Raw genomic sequence first — 22,573 nt, forward strand, 5'->3', positions numbered from 1 at the left:
TTCGGGTGTCCGCTCGGCTGTGCGCGGCGTCGGATATCGCCGCGACACACGCTGGAAACCGATCGGTTTTCATTTCGCTGGAATGGAGTTAACCTCGCAGTATGACCACCGAAGTGAGGCTAAGTCCCCGAGAGCGGCTGCTGGAGGCGGCGGCCACGCTCACCTACCGAAACGGTGTCGGCATCGGCATCGAGGCGCTGTGCAAGGCGGCGGGGGTGTCGAAGCGCTCCATGTACCAGCTGTTCGAGAGCAAGGACGAACTGCTCGCAGCGAGCCTGGAGGAGCGCTCGTCCGCCTTCGTGGCGAAGCTCCTGCCTGGGGCGGACGATGGGCGTTCACCCCGCGCGCGGATCCTGCACGTCTTCGAGCAGGTGGAGTTGCAGGCGGGTGCGCCCGAGTTCCGAGGCTGCCAGTACCTCGCTGTGCAGATCGAGCTCAAGGACCAGAGCCACCCTGCGAGCCAGGTGGCGCACCGGGTCAAGGGGAACCTGATGGCCTTTTTCCGTGCCGAGGCCGAGCAAGGTGGGGCGAACGACCCGGATCTGCTGGCCCGGCAGCTCAGCGTGGTCTTCGACGGCGCCAGCGCCCGTGCGGGGATCGGAGCCGACACCCTGACAGGGCTCATCGCGCCCACCGTGGTCACCCTGCTCGATGCGGCGGGCGTGCGCTGATGCATCACCTTTTCCAGGTAGGGCAGCAGGGCCAGAGCCCGGAAGTCGCGCGATGTATCAATGAAACGCACTGCTGAAGAGGCGGCGGCCACCCGTGCCCGGGTGTTGGAAGCCGCCATCCTGGTGTTCGCCGGCACGGGCTGGAAAGAGGCCACCTACGACGCCATCGGCGCCCGCGCGGGCGTCACGCGCGGCGCCGTCCACCACCACTTCCGGGACAAGACCCGGCTGCTGGAGGAGGCGATCTCCGCCGGGTGGCGCCGCCACGCCGCACCTGCCCTGAGCGAACCGAGCTGCGAGGACCGGCCCGCCCGGCGGCTGGCCGGGTTCCTCTCCCGCTACCTGTGCCTGCTTGCGCAGAACGAATCCTTCCGGGCGCTTGCGGTTGTCTCGGTCCTCGTCGCTCCCCAGGTCATCGACGTCGGCGAGGGGATGCGGGAGACCGACCAGTGGGCGGCCCTGATCATCTCGCTGCTTGAGTCCGGTACCGGCGTCCGGGCGGGGTTGCGGCCGGCAGACGTCTTGTTCGCCGTGATGGCCTTCCTGCGCGGCGTCACCGCCACCGCCGCCACCGCCCCTCAGGACCTGCCCGCGCCCGAAGCCTCCGCGAGCATCGCCCGCGCCATCGTGGCCGGCCTGATGCAGGATGAGGAGGAACCGTGACCCTTGCGGCCGCGGCTGGCGGCGCGCTGTTCGCTGCCTAGGCCGCGGCGATGGCCGCCGTCACACCGCTGGCCGGGCGGCCGACCGACCGCCACGGCGCGCGGGCATGGCACAGCGCTCCGCCCGGCCTACGCCGAGATCCCATAGGCGGCCGCGAAGCTCCCGCGCGGTACGGCGCAAAGCTTGTGCGTCTGGCCCCGGCGCCGGTCGAACGCTGACCCTCTGCTGGCGGGCACCGTGAACGAAGGGTGACGCGCCTGGATCTGTTTCCTGTTTGAGCTTGCACGGGGAAACCGATCGGTTTACAGTGAGGGAAACCGATTGGTTTTCTCACTGGGCTTGGGAGTCTGGGATGGCGACAAATCGGCCGGTGGCACTCGTGACGGGTGCGTCATCCGGCATCGGAAAAGCGGCCGCGCTCGCGCTGGTCGAAGCGGGTTTCGACGTGGTGGGCACCAGCCGTGACACCTCGCGCGTCACCCCGCTCGACGGTGTGACCTTTCTCGACCTCGACGTGGCCGGTGACACGTCGGTCACCGCCGCGGTCCAGCAGGTGATTGAGCGGTTCGGGCGAATTGACGTGCTGGTCAACAACGCCGGCATGGGTGCAATCGGTGCCGTTGAGGAAAGCTCCGTCGCGCAGGCCCAGGACCTCTTCAACGTCAACGTTTTCGGTGTGATGCGCATGACGAAGGCGGTCCTGCCCCATATGCGCGCTCAAGGACGCGGGCGCATCATCAACCTCTCCTCCGTGGTCGGCTTCCTCCCCTCGCCTTACATGGCCGCCTACGCCGCCTCCAAGCATGCGATCGAGGGGTACTCCGAGTCCCTGGACCACGAGGTCCGCGAGTACGGCGTGCGGGCGCTTCTGGTCGAGCCCGCCTACACCAGCACCGGATTCGAGGCCAACAGCCCACGGCCCGACACGCCCCTGCAGGTCTACGCCGACCAGCGGCGCGCCTTCGACCGCATGATGGAGACAGCGATCAAGGACGGCGACGACCCCGCCATCGTCGCCAAGGTGATCGTCGAGGCGGCGACCGACCCGAAGCCGAAGCTGCGCTACACCGCCGGGTCCTTGGCCGGACGCGCGAGCACACTGCGCCGCATCGCTCCTGCCCGGGTCTTCGACAAACAGATCCGCAAGCTCAACCAGCTGGCCGGCTGAGGCCTGCCCGCCACAAGGAGTCGTCGATATGCCCAACCAAGAGGCGCGTCCCACGATTCACATTCCGGGGACCACCAGCCACACCGTCGCCCCGCGTGGAAGGCTCCACAACCATGAGGGAACGCTGCGTTACCTCAAAGCGGGCACGGGTGCTCCCCTGGTCCTGCTGCACACCGTGCGCACGCAGGCCGAGCACTTCCGCGCCCTCATCCCCATGATCTCGCACCGGTACACCGTGTACGCCCTCGATCTCCCGGGGATGGGCTACTCCGAGATCGTGCTCGGGGCGTCGTACGACGAGCCGGCGATGCGCGCGGGCGTCAAGCGGCTCCTCACCGAACTCGACCTCCATGACGTGACGCTGGTCGGGGAGTCCATGGGTGCGGTGCTCGCCCTGACCACCGCGGCGGACCTGCCGGAGCGGGTACGGCGCGTCGTCGCGGTCAACACCTACGACTTCCGCGGCGGGATCGCCCGGTCCAGTCTCCTGGCCCGTGTGGTGGTCAGCGGTGTCCTCACGCCGGGAGTGGGCCCGGTGATCGCGGGAGTGGAGCCCAAGGCCGCCCTCGGCAAGATCCTTCAGGGCGGCCTCGGCGACAAGAACGCGCTGCGGGAGGACTACGTGGACGAGCTCCTCCAAGTGGGCGGCCGCCCCGGCTACCCGACCGTCGCCCGTGCCGTGTACCAGAGCCTGCCCAGCCTCATCGCGGCCCGCGCGCGCTACACCGCGGTCAAGGCCCCCATTCACCTCCTCTACGGGGAGAAGGACTGGTCCCGGCCCTCGGACCGGCAAGCCAACAAGGAACTGCTGCCGGCCGCCGACTTCACGCAGGTGCCGAAGGCCGGTCACTTCATCGCCCTGGAACGGCCCGACGTGCTGGCCGACCTGTTGAACGCGGTGGCGTGACCGCCCCGAGAGTGCCGTGGCCACCCCTGTTCGGGTGTAGTGCGTGAGGGGGACCAGGTTCGACCATGTCGCGTGACAGCGTCGTGGCACGCGAAGGAGCAATACGTGGCAGAGATCCAGATCGAGTTCGATGTTCCGGCTCAGATGCGTGACGGCACCGTGCTGCGCGCCGACGTCTACCGGCCCGGGGGTACGGGGCCGTGGCCGGTGTTGGTGAGCCGGCTGCCGTACGGGAAGCAGATGCCCATGGTGCTCGCCATCCTCGATCCCCTGACGGCGGCCAGGCGTGGCTTCATGGTGGCCATCCAGGACACCCGCGGCCGGTTCGCCTCCGAAGGGGAGTGGGAGCCGTGGACGTTCGAGGAGAGCGACGGGTACGACACCGTGCGGTGGGCTGCTGCCCTTCCAGGCGCGAGCGGCTCAGTCGGCATGATCGGCGCCAGCTATTTCGGCAACACGCAGTGGATGGCGGCGCTGTCCAAGCCGCCGGAGCTGAAGGCGATCGCGCCGATGGTCACGTGGTCCGATCCGGATGACGGACTGTGGACGCGCGGCGGTGCGATCGAGCTCGGCATCACCGGGCTCTGGTCCCTCATGATGGGCGCCGACACGCTGATGCGCCGGCACAGCACCGATCCCGCCGCGCTCGGTGGCAGTCTCGGCAGGCTCGTGCAGGATCTCGACGGCCTGGCCGACGGCGGCTACGGGGAACTGCCCTCCGGGCGGTTGCCCGCGTTCGCCCGGCACGACCTTCCTGAGCTGGGCTATGAGCGGTCCCGGCGGGAGCCCGAGTGGGCGCGGGCCTGCCGGGTCGCGGGCCGGCATGACGAGGTCGACCTGCCCACCTTCCAAGTCGGCGGCTGGTACGACATCTTCGCCCAGGGCACGCTCGACAACTTCACCGCCATGCGCCGCGCCGGCCGGTCCGCCACGCTGATCATGGGTCCGTGGAGTCACACCAACCAGCAGCACGTGGTCGGCGACGTCAACTTCGGGTTCGGCGCGAACTCCGCCTTCATGGGCATGCGCGGACGCCTGCACGACCTGCAGCTCGACTGGTACCAGCGCACGATCGGCGACGGTGAGGCTCTGGAGCCGGACACGGGCAAGGTGCTGCTGTTCGTCATGGGCATCAACCAGTGGCGCGAGGAGACGGAGTGGCCTCTGTCGCGGGCGGCGGACACGGACTTCCACCTGCGCGCGGACGGGCGGCTCACGCTGGAGCCGCCGTCCATCGCCGAGCAGCCCGGGGAGTTCACCTACGACCCGATGGATCCGGTGCCCACCACCGGCGGCGCGCTGCTGATGACCGACGAGTTCCGTCCCGGGCCCCTCGATCAGACGGCCGTTGAGGCGCGCGAGGACGTCTTGGTCTTCACCACCGAACCGCTCGCCGAGGACACCGAGGTGACCGGCCGCGTCAAGGCCGTGCTCTTCGCCGCCACGGACGGGCCCTCCACCGATTGGGTGGCACGGCTGTGTGACGTCGACGAGAACGGTGTCTCCCGCAATGTCACCGACGGCATCGTGCGGGTGCACGCGGCGACACCGGGCGAGGCAGCCGAGCATGTCGTGGACCTGTGGTCGACCAGCATCGTCTTCCGGGCAGGGCACCGCATACGGCTCCAGGTCACTTCCAGCAACTTCCCCCGCTGGGACCGCAACCTCAACACAGACGAACCCGAGAAGAGCGCGACCACGGCCCGAGCAGCCCGCCAGCAGGTCTTCCACGACCCTGCCCGGCCCTCTCGCATCGTCCTCCCCGTGGTGGTTCCGGCCTGACAGGAAGCGGCGGGAGAGCCGGCCGAACCGTTGCGCCAGTGGGCAAGGACGCCGAAGCAGCCGCGTTGGCTCCGGCGGGGGGCCGCAGGCATCCCGCCGCCGGAGGCGATGCCCTCCCCCCAGGAGGTGCCTGGCCGTCGGCGATCTCCGCGGCGAAGCCCTCCCCCCGGGCCGCCGCCGTGAAGTGGACGCAGGGCGCCACCCCGGTCACAGCAGTCGCCGCCTTCAACGACCTGATCGCTCTCGCGGTCCTGGCGAGCTGCCGCACGCAGCACATCGAAGTCCCGGACGACCTGGCGCTCATCGACGTCGACGACCTCCCCGTACCTTCGCTCGCCGTACCGGCCTTAACCACCATCGGGATGGACCTCACCGCAGCGGCCGGCAATCTCACCACCGGCATCCTCTCGACGGTCGGCGCTCCGGGCCCCGGCAGCGCCGAGCCGACCCGGCGCGGGCGACATCCTCGCCCTCATCCAGAGCGAGACGACCTAGCCGCCGTGGGCGGCGCTGATCGTGCCCGCCTACAACTTGCCCGTCCTGAAATCCGCGCTGCTCTTGAGGATCGCGGAGTCTATGCTCCAGTTCTCCGGCTGGACTCTCTCCCAGAGACTTCCCTTGCCGAGCTCCCTTCCCAACTGGTCTTCGCGACGGAACCACTCCTCAGCGTTTCTGATCCTGTCGGGGTGAATTTCGTCGAGCAGAGCGTAGTCCCTGGTGATGATTCCGTGCTTCCACACATTCCAGAAGCCCGTGAAGTTGTCGCGGAAGCTCATGGTGCTCTTGTCGTTGGGATCGGCGTTGTATCCGGCAGGGTGATCAGCAATCCCCCTCAGGTCCGGACTGTTCCAATATGTGTCCAGATCAGTGTCGATGTACTGGGCCGGATACCCGGTGACCTTCTCGAATGCTGCAGCCATATCGGTGTAGGTCATGTGCTCGATGGCGACTTCGAGGTCCATGCCATTGGCCCGTTCCGGATGGTCGAAGAGCCAGCGGACATAGAATCCGCAGTCTTCGAGAGCCACATGCGGAACAGCTCCCTCGCCGAGCGGGACTCGCCACGTGACGACACCGTCCTCGATGGTGGGCGTCATGGGCGTGAGCGGTGAGATGACCATCTCGATGTAGGGACCTGACGTGAAGACCGCTGCTCCCATCCGATCCCTGTTCTTTTCGTTCTGGAACAGCACCCATTCGGCCATGCGGCCCTTGCCGTCATAGTGGCCGGTGCGGAACCTGGAGTCGTAGCCTGATTTCTTCAGGGCGTAGTCGAGGTTTCCATAGACGAAGAACTTGATTCCTTCTTCGATCGCTATCTCATAACTGCGGATGGCCCAGTAGGTCTCGGTCTTCTCGCCCGTGTTGAACCCGTCGATGTTGATGAACGCCCCGTCACAGCCGCGAAATCCTTCGCGCAGCACGTCCTCGTCGGCGAATGACCCTTCGAGGATGGAGACGTTGCCGAGCGCGAGGAGAGCCTGGGCCCGGGGGGAGGTGGCGTCCCGGGTGAGGACCCGGACGGAGTACTTCTTGTCGGCGACGAGGGCGCGAACGATGGGTATTCCTTGAGCCCCTGTGCCGCCGATGACGAAGATGGTGGAGGTGGCATGAGCAGACATGGTTTTGACTCCGAGGTTGAGTACGCACGCGATCAGCACGCGCCAGGCGCGGCGCGTTCGGGACTGATCTCTGCATCGGCTTGGCGATCAACGGCACTGACCGACTGACGCTGCGCCGATGCCCGTGGGTCATGAGCCCCTTGAAACCGATCGGTTTCCGCCACGGTACACCGATCGGTTTCTAAGCGGCAAGCGCCCGGGCATCCGGTCCGGGTATCCGGTTCTCGACAGTTGACCGTGAGGAGGTGGCTGCGGGCTCGACGTATAGGACGCCGTTTCTCCGGCGGAATTTCCGGCCTCGCTCCAGGCGGGCAAGGACTGACCGTGCAGACCAGCGCCCAGCAGGCGAAACTGCCCGCCGCACGCGTCCTGCTCTCCGGCCCGGCCGCCATCACAGGTGTCAGGCATGACCTGGGACCGTGCTGTCAAGCATCAGATGGGGTTGGACGAGCGCCGCGCCGGCTCAGTCGCCCCAAACCAGTCGCCCCGGCCGGATGACGCCAGGTCGGCGCGGGCGTGGATGAGTGCGGACGCGCTATCGCGAGGACACCAAAGGTGGACCACGACCCATCGCGCATCCGGCACCGGCTCGACCACGGCCTTGACCGCCTCCGGCCGGCCGACATGCGGCACCGGTACGAGGCCCGCGCGCAGCTGCTCCGTTGCCAGAGCTGTGGCTCGCAGGCTGTGGTCACTGTCACGCCCGGGCTTCAGCCGGACGGAGTCCCCCGGGTCCGCGGGAACCACGGATGACCGGTTGTCGCGGCGGTGTGCTCACTCGTCCACTTGGTGAGCGCCTCCCCGCTTGACTGACCTATTTGGCCCAGTTTTGAAACTCACATGGTGATGGTTTGGCTCACCTGCGTTTGCATGAGGAAACCGATCGGTTTATGGTGATGGAAACCGATCGGTTTCTCACGTGGAGGCATGTCATGACAGCAATCAAGGGCGCCAACGTCTTCGTCACCGGAGGCGGCCGGGGTATCGGCAAGGTGCTGGTCGAAGAGCTCTACGCGCGCGGTGCCGGCAAGGTCTACGCCACGGCCCGTGACCCGCGTTCGGTGACGCACCCGGATGCCGTCCCGCTGGCGCTGGAGGTCACCGACCCGGCATCCGTGGTGGCCGCCGCCGAGCAGGCCCGGGACGTCACCATCCTGATCAACAACGCGGGCGCCTCGGTTCGCGCTTCGTACCTCGACTCCCCAATGCAGGACGTGCGCCGGGATCTGGAGACCAACTTCTACGGGCCGCTGCAGGTCACCCGGGCCTTCGCGCCGATCATCGAGCGCAACGGCGGGGGGCACATCCTCAACGTCCACTCCGCCCTGTCCTGGCTGGCCGACGGCACGCCCTACAGCGCCTCCAAGGCCGCCCTGTGGTCGCAGACCAACTCCCTGCGCCTGCAGTTGCAGCCGCGCGGCATCGCGGTGACCGGGCTTCACGTGGCCTACGTCGACACCGACATGACGTCGGGCCTCGACGCGCCCAAGGCCGACCCCCGCGACGTCGCCGTGGCCGCGCTCGACGGCATCGCGGCGGGGGCACACGAGGTGCTGGCCGACGACACCACCCGCTGGATCAAGTCACAGCTGTCCGCCGACCTGGAAGCCATGTACGCCCAGCTGAAGAAGTAGCACGCAGTCACCGATCTGAAGGGGATCCTTGTGGAAAGTTCGCTCACCCACCGCTTCGTCGACGTGAACGGGGTCCGGCTGCACATCGCCGAGCAGGGGCAGGGGCCGCTGGTCCTGCTGCTGCACGGCTGGCCGGAGAGCTGGTACTCCTGGCGTCACCAGTTCGGGCCGCTGGCGGCGGCCGGGTACCGGGTCGTCGCCCCTGACCAGCGCGGCTACGCCCGCAGCGAGCAGCCGCCGGACGTCACCTCCTACACCCTGCTCCACCTCGTCGGCGACGTGATCGACCTGATCGAGGAGCTGGGAGAGGAGCAGGCGGTCCTCGTGGGTCACGACTGGGGTGCACCCGTTGCCTGGACCGCGGCGATGCTGCGCCCGGACAAGGTCCGCGCAGTGGCCGGCCTCAGCATTCCGCCGATCCTGCCCGGCGGGATGGTCCCGCCCTCGATCACCCGCACCCAGTACGGCGAGGGCTTCTACCAGATCTACTTCCAGCAGCCGGGAGTCGCTGACGCGGAGTTCGCCAAGGACATCCCGGACTCCTTCCGCCGCCTCCTGGTCGGCGCCTCAGGCGACAACCCGCTCGGCAGCCAGCCCCGTCCCTTGGTCATACCCGACGGTCTGGGCCTGCTGGACACCATGCCGCAGACGCCCGCTCTCCCGGCCTGGCTGACCGAGGAGGACATCCAGGCCTACGCCGAGGACTTCGCCCTGCATGGCGAGCGGGCCTTCACCGGAGCCTTCAACTGGTACCGCAACATCGAACGCAACAACGAACTGCTCGCGCCTTTCAAGGGGCGCGGGATCGACGTCCCCGCGCTGTACGTGGTGGGAGACCGTGACATGGTCACCTCATTGCGCGGCCCGGACGGGGGCAGCTCGCTGAGCGATCTTCTGCGTGGCCAGGGCGGGCCGGGCAACCCGCTGAGCGCCCTCGCGCCCCACATGCACGACCCGGTGGTGTTGCCGGGCTGCGGGCATTGGACGCAACAGGAGCGTCCCGCCGAGGTCAACGCCGCACTCCTCGGCTTCCTCGCCAGCATCGACAGCTCGACGCCCCGCTTGTAGTACCGCTGACCCACCCCACCAACCAGACAGAGGACAGATCGATGCCACAGCGCAATCCCATCCTGATCACCGGAGCCGCCGGCGAAATCGGTGGTGTGAGCCGAACAATGGTCGACATGCTGCTTGACCAAGGGCACCCGGTGCGCGCGTTCGTGCGCCAGGACGACGAACGCGCCCACGCGCTACGCCGGGCCGGGGCCGAGGTCTTCGTCGGTGACCTGCTCAGCATCGCCGACGTGACCGCCGCGCTGAAAGGCTGCCGCCGCATCTACTTCAGCATGAGCTTGTCGCCGTACTACACCGACGCAGTCAGCCTGATGGTCGCGGCGGCGCGGGCCCAGGGCGATATCGAGGTCTTCGTCAACATCTCCGAGTACGAGCAGTCGTTCATGACGTTCGAGAACATGATCGCACCGGAGGACGAACGGCGTTCGCGACTCGGCGGACTCGTCGCGGACTGGTCACCGCAGCAGCGGGCCCACTGGGTCGCCGAGCAGGTGCTGGACTGGTCCGGCCTCCCGACCGTCAACGTCCGGGCGGCCTTCTTCGTAGAGAACCCGATCCTGACCTGGCTGGCACTGGGCTCGCTGGCCGACGGGGAACTGCGCCTGCCCTTCGGCCACCACCGGCTCGCGCCCATCGCGGCTTACGACGTGGCGGAGTTGTGCGCGACGATCCTGGTCGACCCGGCGCCGCACCTGTCGAAGTCCTACGCGCTCACCGGCCCAGAGCTGAAGGACATGCACGAGATCGCGGAGGACTTCGGAGCCGTGCTGGGACGCAAGATCACATACGTTCCCGAGGACGTCGAAACCTGGAATGAGACCTATGTGGACCCCGCTATGGGCCAGTTCCCGCATATCGCGGAGCATCTGAAGACGCTGACCCGGCTGATTGGCGGCGGGGGGTATCGCGGTGTCACCGACCAGCTGGAAACCCTGCTCGGGCGCCCGCCGAAGACCGTGCGGTGGGCACTGGAGAACCATCCGCGTATCCGGAAACTAGCGACTACCTGAGCCGGTGAGCGCTCCAGAGCACGCAGATGCCTCTGTGCCTGTCTCCAAAACTCTTGCTCTGCTCGGTGGGGCAACGACGGTCCGGTCAGGACGTGAGACGTTCGCTCGGCACGACCATGTACTGCCGCAGATGCAGGTCGCGGAAGCTCACCGGGCCGCGTGGGCCGGGCACCCGGTCGATGTTGATGCCGGTCTCCGGCAGCCGCAGCAGCTTGAAGCCGTCGAGGAGCCGTGTGGTGGAGTTCCAGAAGACGCCGGAGCCGGTATAGGCGTCGATGAACTGCGCGGCGGCGGCTGGGTCCTCGGTCGCGATGGCGGCGGCCAGTCCGGATGTCTCTTCGTTGGCGATCCGAGCCGCGTGCCGTGGGCCGTTGGCGGCGTCGACCGTCACGGTGGCGGCACGCTTCGGGTCGAGCGACCACTCATATCCGCGCGGGTGGGTGTGCGGGGGCAGGGAAGCGGTGATGCCCAGGCGGTTCAGGACCTGCAGAATGCCGGGCAGCCGCTCGTCGTACACGGACTGGTCGATGAGCAGCAGATTGAGCCGGTTGCACACGCCCAGCCGGTCCAGGCTGTCGGCGATCAGCTGGTGCACGGCTTTGTCGTCAGCCGCCGAATCCACATAGAGGACCCCGCCGCCGTCGGCATGAGCGAGGGTACGCACGCCGTGGCGGGCGGCCTCGCGGCCGAGGTCGCGGGTGCTTTCGCCGCTGCCGCGCAGGATGACCAGTGGAATCAGCTCCGGCAGGGACACCAGCGCGTACGCCGCCGAGCGATTTTCGCTGGGCACCAGCTGGATGGCGTCCGTATCCAGGCCGGCTTCGCCGAGGGCCGGTGCGATCACCTGCTCCACCACGGCCCGGGACGAGCGGAGCGCGGCCGAACCGGTGCGGAGCACGCCTGCGTTACGTGACTTGAGGAACTGGGAGGCGATGTCGAGGGTGACGTTCGGACGCGCCTCGAAGTTCGCGCCGATGACGCCGACCGGCCTGCGGCGTTCCAGCAAGGTGAGGCCGTCCGAACGCTCCTCCAGGACCTTGTCCCGAGGCTCGTGCGCCACATCCGCCAGCGTCCGCAGCTCGGCGGCCATGGCCTCCAGTCGCGGACCGGTCAACCGCAGCCGGTCCTGGAGGGCAGGTGACATCCCGGCGGACACGGCTGCGGCGAGGTCTTCCTCGTTGGCGGACGTGAGAGTGTCCCGCGCTGCCCGCAACCGTTCCGCCATGGCGCGCAGCGCGGTGTCGATGGCCGTGTCCGTCGCGTTGTGGAGGGCCGCGCAGCTCTGCTTGGCCCGGAGCGCGCAGGCACGCACCGCATCTTCGGTCGAGCGGGTCTGCCGGTTGTCGTCGCTGGTCAAGGGGCGTCCTTCTGCGGGCGGGGCGCAATGGCAACTTGAAGAGGATCGTAGCATCGTTCAACAATCCTCTGGAATTGTTTCGTTCGCCGTGCACCAGGCGCCTCAGGAGGCAGGGCCTTCTGATCACGCCTCGGGCGCCGCGGATTTGCCGCTGACACTGATGTGAGGTCTTAACGTGGCTAAGCCGGCCCATGCGTTCACGGGCGTATGGGCTCGGGCGGCCACAACGTAGAGGGAGGAATCGCAATGTCGACTATGGGAATCATCGGAAGCGGAAACATCGGATCGGCGGTGGCGCGGCTGGCGGTGGCGGCGGACATCGACGTGGTGATCGCCAACTCGCGTGGCCCGCACAGCCTGGCAGCTCTGGTCGAAGAGCTGGGGCCGCGAGCTGTGGCAGCCACCGTGGAGCAGGCCGCCCGCGCCGGTGAGGCGACCTTGCTCAGCATTCCGCTGACCGCCTACAGTTCCGTGCCCGCCGAACTGCTGCGGGGACGGACCGTGCTGGACACCGGCAACTACTACCCCTCCCGCGACGGCCGCATCGCCGAACTCGACTCCGAGAAGCTGACCACGACCGAGCTGGCCCAGCAGCTCTTGCCCGGCGCCCTGCTAGTCAAGGCCTTCAACAACATCCTGGCCCACCACATCCCCCAGCTCGCCCGGCCCGCCGGGGCCTCTGACCGCAGCGCCCTGCCCATTGCCGGCGACGACCCCGGCGCGAAGGCTCGGGCAGCGGAGCTGATCGAGCGGCTCGGCTTCGACACCGTCGACGCCGGAACGCTCGCCGAGAGCTGGCGCTTCGAGCCCGAGTCCGGCGCCTACACCCAGAGCTACCTCGCCGACCCCGACGTGCCGGTCGAGCGCATGCTCCAAGCCCCCGCCGCGCCGCTGCCGGCCGACAAATTGCGTGCCGCGTTGAAGGCCAGCCAGCGAGTGAAGGTCGCTGAGCGCACCTTCTGAAGCCCGCACCGAGACCTCCGCCGGAGAAACGGCGGAAGTGCCTGGTCCGTCTGGCGGGCCTCGGCGAACCACCGAGGCGCGTCGGCTCGTGCGGGTCAACGCGAAACCACGTCCAGTGACTCTTGGCAGCACACCGCTACACTCAGACCTGACATCCGTGTGAGGGTAGTCAGGGGAGGGAGGCGGCCGTGCGGATCGGTGATCTCGCCAAGCGGACCGAGGCCAGCGTGCGCTCCCTGCGCTACTACGAGGAGCAGGGCATGCTCTCCAGCCAGCGCAGTGCGAGCGGGCAGCGCACTACCGCGAGGACGCCGTGAGCCGGGTGCTCTTGATCAGACAGCTCTTCGCTGTCGGAATGACCGGAAAGGTCATCGCCGCCCTGCTGCCGCACATCAAGGATCCCGGGGAACGCTGCCCTCCGGCGGTACTGCGCCAGCTCACCGCGGAGCGCAACCGCATCGATGCCCAGACGGACGAACTCGCCCGCGCACGGCAGACCCTGGACGGTCTGATCAAGGCCACGCAGGAGGCCATGCGGATGCCCGGCCCATGAACACCACCTAGACCGGGCATCCGATCAGGCCAGCCCCTTGCGAGGCCTGGCGGACCTTCGTGTTCCACCTCCCCAGACACAGCGTCCCCAGCCGCTCTGCTCGCACCGAGCCTGCTGGACAGAGGTTTCTGGACGGCGTTTTCCATCTCAGCATGGTGTCCCGAAAGTTGACGTTTCTGGACACTCCGGAGGTGGTCGATGATCGTCTGGGCGTATGCGCGGGTCTCGACGCGTGATCAGAACCCGCAGCTCCAGCTCGACGCCCTGGCGGCCAGCGGATACGACGAGCTGGTCATGGAAAAGGAATCGGGCAAGCGCGGCGTCGCGCGACCGGCATGGGAGACACTCCTGGCCCTGCCCAAGGCGGGCGACACACTGAAGTTCTGGAAGTCCGACCGGTGGGGCCGCTCAGCGGGGCACGTGCTGACCACGGTCAACGAGCTGCGCGACCGCGGCATCACCGCGGTGTCGCTGACCGAGAACTTTGATCTGGGCACTAAGGAGGGCCGTTTCATGTCCGCGGTCCTGGCCGCGGCCGCGGAATACGAACTGGAGCTGCGAGCCGAGCGCCAGGCAGAGGGTATCGCCGCCGCAAAGCGCCGCGAAGCCACCGGTGCCATGCTGCCCGGCAAGAAGAAGACCGGTCGGCCGCGCGTCATCGGCCCCGCCGAGCTGGCCACACTACGCCGCCTGGTCGACGACGGTGTCTCGGTCACCGAGGCTGCCCGCACTCTCAAAGTCGGCCGCTCCACCGCCTACGCGGCACTCGCGCGACGCTGAGCAGCATACCGGCTGGCTGCCGCGCTCATTCTGCGAGCCTGATCGACTATCTCGGGATGCGCCATCGGAACGGCGGCCTGCTCGTCATGGGTAAGGGAAACGCTCTGACGGCAGGTGGTGAAATCCCAGGTCAGAAGATGTACCGCTACCCGCGGCCCGTTTCTGCCAGTGACCCTCAAGAGACGTTGCGGCCATCCGCTCACCTCCCGCACACGTCCGGCACGTGACAGCCCCTGCCCAGCAGTCCTTGCGGCAGTTCGAGGCTGGTAAATCCAATTACTGTGCATCTTGGGGGAAACGCTGCGGGAGAATATCCGGGCCAGCGCGTAGGCAAGCGCGGCGTTCCGGGGGAAACACGGAGGACGACGTCGGGAATGAGCATTCAGGCGCACGAGCATCTCGGCCCTTACCGGGTGGTCCGGAAGATCGGCGAGGGCGGCATGGGGGTCGCCCACCTCGGTCTCGACGCCGCGGGCCGTGAGGTCGCGATCAAAGTGCTGCACCCGCATGTGGCGGCCGATCTCAAGGCGCGCGACCGGTTGCTCCGCGAGGTGGAGACCATGCGGCGGGTGTGCAGCCCGTACGTGGCCGAGGTGATCGACGCCCAGCTGGCGGGCGACCGGCCCTATGTGGTGACCCGGTTCGCCGCGGGCCGCACGCTGGAGGACACCGTGCTGGCCGACGGTCCTCTGGAGGCGCGCGAGGTCATCAGGCTCGCCCAGGGGCTCTGCCAGGCGCTGGTGGCCATTCACGCGGCCGACGTGATCCACCGGGACCTCAAGCCGTCCAACGTCATGCTCGTCGGCGGCGAGCCGCTGGTCATCGACTTCGGCATCGCCCACCTGGTGGACGCGGCCCGGCTGACGCAGACCGGGATGTTCGTCGGCACGCCGGGCTACCTGGCGCCCGAGATCATCCGCGACTCGCAGATCACCCAGGCGGCCGACGTGCACGCGCTGGCCTCGACGGTGTTCTTCGCGGCCACGGGACTGCCGCCGTTCGGGACGGGGACGTTCGAGGCGGTCTGCTTCAACACCATGGAAGGGCGGGCGCAGATCGACAAGGCCCCCCAGTGGCTGCGGGGCTGGCTGAGCCGGGCGATGCAGGTCGATCCGGCGGCCCGGCCCGGCGCGCGGGAGCTGCTGCGGATGGCCAGGGCGCTCGATCCGGCGGGCCGCCAGGACGGCGCCAAGCCGCTCGCGAGCCGTACGCTGACCATGGACATCGTCTCCGACCTGCTCCCACCGGTCGAATACGCCCCGAGCCGTCAGGAGGAGCGGCCGCCGCCCTACGTGCCCGCGTCGGCGCCGACCCTGCACGCCGGGCAGCCGAAGGAGCCCCGCCCGGCCCCACCGCCCGCCGAGCCTTTCGAACTGCGGCGGTTCCTGGCGGGCACCGGCTTCGTCGGGGTGCTCGTGCTCGTGACGCTCGTGGCGGCGACCGTCGTCACGCCGGTCACCGTGGGCCTGGTGGCGGCGGCGCTCTCGCTGGCGCTGCGGGCCGGCGATCACTATTTCGCCGAGACCCGGCGGACGTTCTCCAAGTCCGCGCTCATCGCGGTCGGGCACATGTTCCTGGCGCTGGCGTTCGGGACCGTGGTCGCGAGCCTCCTGCACCTGTCCGGTTGGCTGAATGCCGGCCACGCGGAGTCCCTGGCCGCGGGGGCGTTCACGCTGGGGCTGTTCGTGCTGCCCGGCGCGGGAGCGGTGCGGCGGGCCGCCTCGCGTGCCCTCGACCGCCTCCTGCCGGGCCGCAACGCGATCGTGGTGACGGTGGCCGTGATGGGGCCGGTCGCGCTGACCTCGGTGATCGTGGCCCTGGTCGAGGCGCTGTAGCGGGCGGGGAGCTCGGCGTCGTGGTCGCCGACGCCTCGGCGGCGCCGGGGCGTCCCGGCCACGTTCCTGCGGGAGAGCGGGTCGTGACGATCCGGGTGGTCGTCGCCGACGACCAGGACCCCGTACGGGCGGCCCTGCGTGCGATGCTGACCGGCCCCTGACCGCACCGGCCCATTCGACGGTCGCTGATGAGTACTCCTTTTTGAGTACTCTCTCTTGCGCGGTTGCGAGTGCTCGTGTTTGAGTACTCATATGCGAGCAACGCGCCTCTTCATTCTCGGGGCACTGGCCGACGGCGGTCCCATGCACGGGCACAAGATCCGCGCCTCCGCGCAGATGGACCGGGTGGAGCTGTGGGCCGACGTCAAGCCCGGTTCGTTGTACGGCGCGCTGCGCCGGATGGCGGACGAAGGCGTCGTCGAGGTGGTCCGCACGGAGCAGGAGGGCAACCTCCCGGCCCGCACGGTGTACGGCATCACCGACAAGGGCCGGACCGAGCTGGTCTCGCTGATCAGGTCCGTCCTCGCCGACACCAGGCTCCGGCCGGACCCGATCCAGCTGGTGCTCCTGCACGGCGGCGAGCTCGGCCCCGACGAGCTGCGCACGGCCGTCCAGCGGCGGCGCGCCGCGTACGCCGAGCAGCTCGGCTTCTGGCGCAACCTGCGCGCCGAGGCCGAGCCGCACCTGACCGGGCTGGAGGCCGTCGCCTTCGACTACACCCTGATGCAGCTGGAGGCGGAGCTGGCCTGGCACGACCGCCTGCTCGCGGAGCTGGCGAACCAGGCCGAGCAGACCTGACGGCACGGGCGCGCCCGAAGGCGCGCCCCCGACCAGAAAGTGGGAACCCATGTCCTCTCGGCGTCTGCGCGTCGCCGTGATCGGCGGCGGGATCGGCGGGCTCTGCCTGGCGCAGGGCCTGAGGCGAGCCGGCGTGAACGTCACCGTGTACGAACGGGACCTCACCGCCGACTCGCGGCTCCAGGGCTTCCGGCTGAACATCGAGCCGACCGGGAGCGTCGCCCTGCACGCCTGCCTGCCGCCCGCCCTTTGGGAGGTGCTGGTGGCCACCGCGGGCGACGCGGGGGCCGGGATCGGCTTCCTGGACGAGCGGATGCGGCCGCTCATCCGCATCGGCCAGGACGATCGAGACCCGCTGGGCCCGGCGACCGGCCGGGAACGAGACCCGCTCGACCCCACGAGCGGCGAGCACGCGGTCAGTCGCGTCACGCTGCGCAAGCTGCTGCTGGCCGGCCTGGACGAGGTCGTGCGCTTCGGCAAGGAGTTCACCGGCTTCGCCCGGGCGGACGACGGGACGGTCACGGCGACGTTCGCCGACGGCACCACCGCGACCGCCGACGTGCTCGTCGCGGCCGACGGTGCCAACTCCCGGGTGTGGGCGCAGCTCCATCCCGCGGCCGGCCGCACCACGCTGCCGGCGACGGCCGTGGCCGGCAAGCTCTTCCTGACCGAGGAGCATCGGCGATGGCTGCCGGAGCAGCTTCTCACCGGCAAGAACGTGTTCTGGCCGCGCCGGGACTTCCTGTTCACCGCGATCTTCCGCAGGCGCGAGGACCCGGCGGCGATCACCGCCAGGCTCGGCGACCGGGTGCGCGAGCTCGGGCTGGACCCGGAGCAGCTGCTGGCGGACGCGCATGACGACGACTACGTGCTGTGGGCGTTCATCGCGCACCGCGACTCCCTTCCCGCGGACTTCGTCGCGAGGGCCCAGGCCGACCCGGCCGCGGTGCGGGAGATGCTGGCCCGGCGGACGGCCGGGTGGCATCCTGACCTGCGCCGGCTGCTCACCGGCTCGACCCTGGACACCCTGTACCAGACCGAGTTCAGCGCCGCCGAACCGCTCCGGCCGTGGGAGACGGGCAACGTCACCGGGCTCGGGGACGCCGTTCACCACATGCCCCCGGTCGGCGGGCTCGGCGGCAACACGGCGCTGCGCGACGCGCACCGGCTCTGCGCCGCGCTCACCGCGGCCGACCGCGGCGAGGAGCCGCTGGCGCAGGCGTTGCACGCCTATGAGGCGGACATGCTGCGCTACGGGTTCGAAACGGTCCGCGAGGTCGTCCGCAACACCGACGGCGCGATCGTCCGCAACCCGCTCCAGCGGTCGGCGGCCCGGTGGTTCTTCCGCGCCTGCGGGGCCGTGCCGCCGCTGGGCCGGGCGGTGTTCGGGGGAGGGCTGAGGCTTTGACGCCGTGGACAACATCACGTCACGTTGTTAGGTTCGAGGACAGTTGACAGCGGTGTCAGTCCTTGTCCCCCCACGAGGAGCGGAGATCGTTGATGGTGTCACGACGCAGTTTCCTCCAGGCGAACGGCGTGGTCCTCGCGGCCGGCGGCCTCGGTCTCACCCTCCAGGGCCCCGCCGCCGCGAGAACCCGCCCCGCCGCCCCCCTCCTTCCGAACTTCGGCCGTCCCACCCACCTCGACTTCGCCGACCTCACCACCCTCCACGGCAACGACCAGTTGCTCCTGACCACCCTCCAGGGCGTCGTCAACCGCCGCCGCCCGCGCCTCTACTTCAACTACGACGCCGCCGCCTACGACCAGCGCTGGTTGGCCGGCACCGGAGCGGCGGTCACCCGCCACGACCAGCCCCTCGACCTGGTCGCCCGCTACCGGGCCGAGGTGCGGGGCGCGATCCTGCACGATCCGGACGTCCCCGACTCGGTCAACGTCGCCACCACCTTGGCCGGGCTGGAGGACGCCGTCGCCGCCACCGCCGAGCAGGCCGCCGCGCACGGCCTGCGCACCGTCGTGGACCTGCGCGGCCGCTTCGACCCGGCCGACGTCCTGGCCACGTACCGGTGGCAGCTCGACCACCTGTTCCCCCGCTGCACCCACGCCCTGCTCGCCGGGCTCCCGCCCACCAGGACCGTGCGGGTGGACGGCGTGCGGTGGCGCGAGCTCGCGCGGGAGACCGAGCGCGTCCGCGACGCCTCCAACCGGGCGGTGCGCGCGTTCGACCTGAGCCAGGAGCTGGCGACCGCCCAGGACGGCGCCGGGCAACTGCTCGTCGAGGTGGACCTGTGGAACCAGTACCTGGTCACCGCCGCCACCACCGCCCCCACCCGGGTCGAGCCGTTCCCCTACTTCCGGGACTACGCGGTGGCGACCCGGGCCATGGTCTTCTGGCTGCCGCCCAGCGGCGGGACCGGTGAGCTGCTCGACGAGATCTTCGGCCGGGTCGAGCCCACCACGCCGTACGCGGGGTGGTTCTCCAACGACGTGGCGGGCGAGTGGGGCGGCGTCGACCGGGCCTCGCAGCACGCCGTCGAGGTGGTCCCCGCCGACTACTACATGAACGCCACCGTCCACGCCGGGGTCCCCGCCAGGATCTCCGACCGGGTACGCCCGCGGCCGCCGGCCAGGTTGCGCGATCGCGTCTACCTCACGCTCACGTTCGGCGAGGGCGACAACATCCAGTACTGCCAGCGCCGGATGCGCGAGATCTGGGACGACCCCGAACGCGGCGGCGTGCCCGTCAACTGGACGGTCAGCCCGCTGCTGGCCGACATCGGGCCCGCGCTGCTGGCGTACTACCAGCGCACGGCCACCGCCGCCGACCTGCTCGTCGCCGGTCCGTCCGGGGCCGGCTACACCTACCCGGGGTCGTGGCCGGCGGCGGCGCTGGCCGCGTACACGCGGCTCAGCGGCCGCTTCCTGCGCCGGACCGGCATGGATCTCGTCTACGCCTACAACCATCGCAAGCCCGAGGGGGACGGCTGGGTGGCCTTCGACGAGCGCATCGTGGCCGCGTACCGGCGCGACACCCCGGTGCGCGGCATCATCCAGTCGTGGGAGACCGGCGACCTGCTGATCGACCCGGCGGGCCTGCCCGTGATCGGGAACTTCTCGCCGCAGGGCAAGGCGCAGGAATACCGGGACACGCTGGTGCGGCGGATCGAGGGCTGGGACGGGAGCGAGCCGCTGTTCATCGCGGGCGCGGTCAACGCCTGGAGCTGGACGCCGTCCGACGTCGCCGAGCTCGGCGGGCTGCTGGCGGACCCGTTCGAGATCGTCCGCGGCGACACGTTCTTCGCGCTCTTACGGGAACATCTGTCGGCCTGAAACTTTCAGAGTCCCAAAAGCATTTCCCCATGGCGGCAGGCCGCTTCCGCTGCTGCTTATTGACAAGAACGCGCCAGATCCCCACCGTACTCGTTGTTAAGGTTCACATTTCGTCAGTGGTCCAGCGGTTCGAGCCGCAACGGAGGAAGCGGATGCACTTACGAGGACTACGCAGGGGCCTCATCGCCGGGGTCTTAGCCGTCTGCATGGCCGGCGTCGCGGTGGTGAGCTCGATCACGGCGCACGCCGCCGCCGTCGGCTGCCAGGTCACCTACACCGTGGGCTCGCAGTGGGCCGGTGGCTTCAGCGCCAACGTCGCGATCAAGAACCTCGGCGATCCATTGACGAGCTGGACCCTGCGCTGGTCATTCGGCGCCTCGCAGACGGTCAGCCAGGCCTGGAACGCCGTCGTGACGCAGAGCGGCAGCGCCGTGACCGCCTCCAACGCCGGCTGGAACGGCTCCGTGGCGACGGGCGGCAGCGCCTCGTTCGGATTCAACGGCACCTGGAACAACTCCAGCAACCCGGTGCCGGCCGGCTTCACCCTCAACGGCGTCACCTGCACGGGCAGCGTGACCCCCACCCCCACAGTCACCCCCACCGTGACCCCCACCGTCACGCCGACCGTCACGCCGACCTCGGGCCCGCCCCCGTCCCGGACCGTGCGGGTCTACTGGCTCAAGCCCGCGGACGTGGCCTACGACCAGCGCTACCCGGACGGCATCGCGAAGGTCATGCAGGAGGCGCAGCGCTTCTTCAAGCAGCAGCTGGGCAAGACGTTCACGCTGAACAACCCGGTCGTCGAGGTCGTCAACGGCGACCAGCCGCGGACCTGGTACGAGAACACGCCGAACTGCGGGGAGAAGTACTGGTGGACGGTGTGCAACATGCAGGCCGAGCTGCGCCGTAAGCTCGGTCTCGGCGCGCCGGACAGCCGCTGGGTCAACGTCGGCGAGATCAGCGCCGAAGGCGACGGCGCCGGCGGTGGCGGCGGCAACGGCTGGGTGATCCTCAGCGGCCACGACGCCGACGGCGCCGCGGGAATCAACGGCCCGATGAACCGGTGGTACGGCGGCATGGTGCACGAGCTGGGGCACGCGTTCGGCCTGCCCGACGCCACCTCGACCGACGGGACGTGCATGTCGGCGACCTTCTACTCCTACCCGAACTGCACCTTCAACCAGACACAGAAGAACGGCATGCTGAACGGCCTCTACGGGAGTTTCCTCACCTGATCTGACCGTTGCCGGGCGGCGTGATCGGTCGTCACGCCGCCCTCCGGCTTTTGCGCCGTCGATATGGCACGTGAGACATCCGGCCCGAACCGGTTCCGGGGGGTTCGGTCGCTGGTCCGGGCGTCAGGTCCGCCGGGTCCGGTGCCGGTCCGGGCGTCAGGGGCAGCCGGCTCAGGGCCGGTGCTCGGTGGGGATGGGCGCGGGGAGCAGCTTGCCGAACGGGACGGCGCGCAGGGCCCGGAGGCGTTCGGCGGCGCGCGGGTGGCCGTGCTCGGCGGCGAGCCGGTAGTAGAACCTGGCGATGTCGAGCTTGGCCGGCCCCTCCTGCTCGTAGGCCCGGCCGTAGGTGAAGGACATGTTCGCCGCGAACTCGATCGGGTGCGGGTTGCCGTCGAGGGCTTCGGCGTCGGGATGACGCTGCTGCACGGCGGCGTGGATCCAGTAGCGGGCCTGCGCGGACTCGCCGGTCAGCACGTGGATGATCGCCAGGCGGTAGGCGGACTCGGAATCGCCGTCGCCCGCCAGGCGGACCAGGCGCGCGACGGTTCTGCTCGTGCGCCGCTCGGCCTCTTCGGCGGGGGTCCGGTAGAGGTCGTACGAACCGGTGGCGTGGGGCCGGGGCGGTTCGTTCCTGGCGGCGCGCCAGCGGGCCTGCCACTGCTCCACGGTGCCCAGGGCCTCCGTGGGCAGGCCGGTCAGCTCGGCGTGGCGATGGCAGACCATCACGAAGGAGGCGACCAGCCCCCAGTCGGGCAGGCGTTCCCGCTTGCCGTTGAGGATGTCGCTGAGCGTGCTCCCGGGCAGTTCCTTGGGGACGCCCGGCGCGCGCGACAGCCGTTGCATCTGGGAATAGCTCGGCTGGCCGGCCGATTCCCGCAGCTCTATGAGCGCGGCTATGAAGGCGGGATGGGCTCCTGCCCGGAGAGTGTCAGTCATCGTCCTTGGTGGCGTCGAATGGTCAACTAGTGTCGCCATATTTTCAGAAAGAGTCTCGCAGTCCGGGACACTTTCCAGATTCCATCTCATCCGGTCGCTGTGACCACTCCAGTCGGCCACCAGCTCACCGGCCCCAAGGGCAGCGCCGGGCGCCTGGCCTATAGCCGGATAAATCCGGATGGGTCCGGACGATGTCGGAAGAGTGCGGAGGTTTACGTCCTGTCGGCTCATTTTCCGACTTGTACGGCTCCGTCCGAGCACGTTTGAACCGCTGGCCGACGGCCTCCCCGAAGACGC

The 22,573-nt window shown here is 69.2% G+C and carries 21 protein-coding genes and 1 pseudogene; 19 read left to right on the forward strand and 3 right to left on the reverse strand.

Going from position 1 to position 22,573, the window contains the following annotated elements; translation table 11 throughout:
• The first annotated feature begins 101 nt into the window (after positions 1–101).
• The 6 genes and pseudogenes from ACIBQ1_RS41625 to ACIBQ1_RS41650 all read left to right on the forward strand — a co-directional run.
• On the forward strand, positions 102–671 hold the full coding sequence (locus ACIBQ1_RS41625) for a TetR/AcrR family transcriptional regulator (RefSeq protein ID WP_397285892.1): 570 nt from the start codon (positions 102–104) through the stop codon (positions 669–671).
• Between the two features lie 60 nt (positions 672–731).
• Positions 732–1,334, forward strand: coding sequence for a TetR/AcrR family transcriptional regulator (locus tag ACIBQ1_RS41630; RefSeq protein ID WP_397285894.1), 603 nt, complete (start codon positions 732–734; stop codon positions 1,332–1,334).
• A 352-nt stretch (positions 1,335–1,686) separates the two neighbouring features.
• Positions 1,687–2,502 carry an oxidoreductase gene (locus ACIBQ1_RS41635; RefSeq protein ID WP_397285896.1) on the forward strand — a complete coding sequence of 272 codons (816 nt, stop codon included), beginning with the start codon at positions 1,687–1,689 and terminating at the stop codon, positions 2,500–2,502.
• A 28-nt stretch (positions 2,503–2,530) separates the two neighbouring features.
• Complete coding sequence (locus tag ACIBQ1_RS41640; protein ID WP_397285898.1) at positions 2,531–3,409, forward strand: alpha/beta fold hydrolase; 879 nt, start codon at positions 2,531–2,533, stop codon at positions 3,407–3,409.
• A gap of 105 nt (positions 3,410–3,514) precedes the next feature.
• A complete protein-coding gene (locus ACIBQ1_RS41645) occupies positions 3,515–5,191 on the forward strand; it encodes a CocE/NonD family hydrolase (protein ID WP_397285900.1) in 1,677 nt (558 codons plus the stop codon).
• A gap of 179 nt (positions 5,192–5,370) precedes the next feature.
• Positions 5,371–5,562 (forward strand): annotated as a pseudogene (locus tag ACIBQ1_RS41650) (substrate-binding domain-containing protein); the annotation flags it as partial.
• A gap of 153 nt (positions 5,563–5,715) precedes the next feature.
• Here ACIBQ1_RS41650 and ACIBQ1_RS41655 read toward each other — a convergent pair.
• Positions 5,716–6,813 carry an NmrA family NAD(P)-binding protein gene (locus ACIBQ1_RS41655; RefSeq protein ID WP_397285901.1) on the reverse strand — a complete coding sequence of 366 codons (1,098 nt, stop codon included), beginning with the start codon at positions 6,811–6,813 and terminating at the stop codon, positions 5,716–5,718.
• Positions 6,814–7,745: 932 nt separating this feature from the next.
• On the opposite strand from ACIBQ1_RS41655, the gene ACIBQ1_RS41660 reads away from it, so the two are divergent.
• The 3 genes from ACIBQ1_RS41660 to ACIBQ1_RS41670 are packed head-to-tail and all read left to right on the forward strand — an operon-like array spanning position 7,746 to position 10,531.
• The gene (locus ACIBQ1_RS41660; protein WP_397285903.1) at positions 7,746–8,447 is read left to right on the forward strand and encodes an SDR family oxidoreductase; all 702 of its coding nucleotides are present in this window, start codon (positions 7,746–7,748) and stop codon (positions 8,445–8,447) included.
• A gap of 30 nt (positions 8,448–8,477) precedes the next feature.
• Positions 8,478–9,515 carry an alpha/beta fold hydrolase gene (locus tag ACIBQ1_RS41665; RefSeq protein WP_397285905.1) on the forward strand — a complete coding sequence of 346 codons (1,038 nt, stop codon included), beginning with the start codon at positions 8,478–8,480 and terminating at the stop codon, positions 9,513–9,515.
• Positions 9,516–9,556: 41 nt separating this feature from the next.
• Positions 9,557–10,531, forward strand: coding sequence for an NmrA family NAD(P)-binding protein (locus ACIBQ1_RS41670; protein WP_397285907.1), 975 nt, complete (start codon positions 9,557–9,559; stop codon positions 10,529–10,531).
• Positions 10,532–10,616: 85 nt separating this feature from the next.
• Here ACIBQ1_RS41670 and ACIBQ1_RS41675 read toward each other — a convergent pair whose 3' ends face one another.
• The gene (locus tag ACIBQ1_RS41675) at positions 10,617–11,888 is read right to left on the reverse strand and encodes an aldehyde dehydrogenase family protein (RefSeq protein ID WP_397285909.1); all 1,272 of its coding nucleotides are present in this window, start codon (positions 11,886–11,888) and stop codon (positions 10,617–10,619) included.
• A 246-nt stretch (positions 11,889–12,134) separates the two neighbouring features.
• Between ACIBQ1_RS41675 and ACIBQ1_RS41680 the strand changes: the two genes are divergently transcribed.
• From ACIBQ1_RS41680 to ACIBQ1_RS41725, 10 genes are all read left to right on the forward strand, one after another.
• Positions 12,135–12,851: an NADPH-dependent F420 reductase gene (locus tag ACIBQ1_RS41680; protein WP_397285911.1), complete on the forward strand. Its 717-nt coding sequence runs from the start codon at positions 12,135–12,137 to the stop codon at positions 12,849–12,851.
• A 188-nt stretch (positions 12,852–13,039) separates the two neighbouring features.
• Positions 13,040–13,168, forward strand: coding sequence for a MerR family DNA-binding transcriptional regulator (locus tag ACIBQ1_RS41685; RefSeq protein WP_397285913.1), 129 nt, complete (start codon positions 13,040–13,042; stop codon positions 13,166–13,168).
• 38 nt (positions 13,169–13,206) lie between these two features.
• Complete coding sequence (locus ACIBQ1_RS41690; protein WP_397285914.1) at positions 13,207–13,404, forward strand: hypothetical protein; 198 nt, start codon at positions 13,207–13,209, stop codon at positions 13,402–13,404.
• Positions 13,405–13,602: 198 nt separating this feature from the next.
• Complete coding sequence (locus ACIBQ1_RS41695) at positions 13,603–14,184, forward strand: recombinase family protein (protein WP_397285916.1); 582 nt, start codon at positions 13,603–13,605, stop codon at positions 14,182–14,184.
• Between the two features lie 374 nt (positions 14,185–14,558).
• A complete protein-coding gene (locus ACIBQ1_RS41700) occupies positions 14,559–16,019 on the forward strand; it encodes a serine/threonine-protein kinase (protein WP_397285918.1) in 1,461 nt (486 codons plus the stop codon).
• Between the two features lie 20 nt (positions 16,020–16,039).
• Positions 16,040–16,180: a hypothetical protein gene (locus tag ACIBQ1_RS41705; RefSeq protein ID WP_397285920.1), complete on the forward strand. Its 141-nt coding sequence runs from the start codon at positions 16,040–16,042 to the stop codon at positions 16,178–16,180.
• A 91-nt stretch (positions 16,181–16,271) separates the two neighbouring features.
• Positions 16,272–16,817, forward strand: a complete 546-nt coding sequence (locus ACIBQ1_RS41710) for a PadR family transcriptional regulator (protein ID WP_397285922.1) — start codon at positions 16,272–16,274, stop codon at positions 16,815–16,817.
• Between the two features lie 49 nt (positions 16,818–16,866).
• The gene (locus tag ACIBQ1_RS41715; protein WP_397285924.1) at positions 16,867–18,225 is read left to right on the forward strand and encodes an FAD-dependent oxidoreductase; all 1,359 of its coding nucleotides are present in this window, start codon (positions 16,867–16,869) and stop codon (positions 18,223–18,225) included.
• A 92-nt stretch (positions 18,226–18,317) separates the two neighbouring features.
• Positions 18,318–20,105 carry a GxGYxYP domain-containing protein gene (locus tag ACIBQ1_RS41720; RefSeq protein ID WP_397285926.1) on the forward strand — a complete coding sequence of 596 codons (1,788 nt, stop codon included), beginning with the start codon at positions 18,318–18,320 and terminating at the stop codon, positions 20,103–20,105.
• Positions 20,106–20,257: 152 nt separating this feature from the next.
• Positions 20,258–21,340 (forward strand): cellulose-binding domain-containing protein, encoded by a 1,083-nt coding sequence (locus ACIBQ1_RS41725; protein WP_397285928.1) that lies wholly within the window; start codon positions 20,258–20,260, stop codon positions 21,338–21,340.
• A 171-nt stretch (positions 21,341–21,511) separates the two neighbouring features.
• Here the strand turns inward: ACIBQ1_RS41725 and ACIBQ1_RS41730 are convergent, their stop codons facing one another.
• Positions 21,512–22,276: a hypothetical protein gene (locus tag ACIBQ1_RS41730; protein WP_397285930.1), complete on the reverse strand. Its 765-nt coding sequence runs from the start codon at positions 22,274–22,276 to the stop codon at positions 21,512–21,514.
• Between the last annotated feature and the right edge of the window lie 297 nt (positions 22,277–22,573).

This window comes from Nonomuraea sp. NPDC050153, from assembly GCF_044460125.1.
GTDB lineage: Bacteria > Actinomycetota > Actinomycetes > Streptosporangiales > Streptosporangiaceae > Nonomuraea.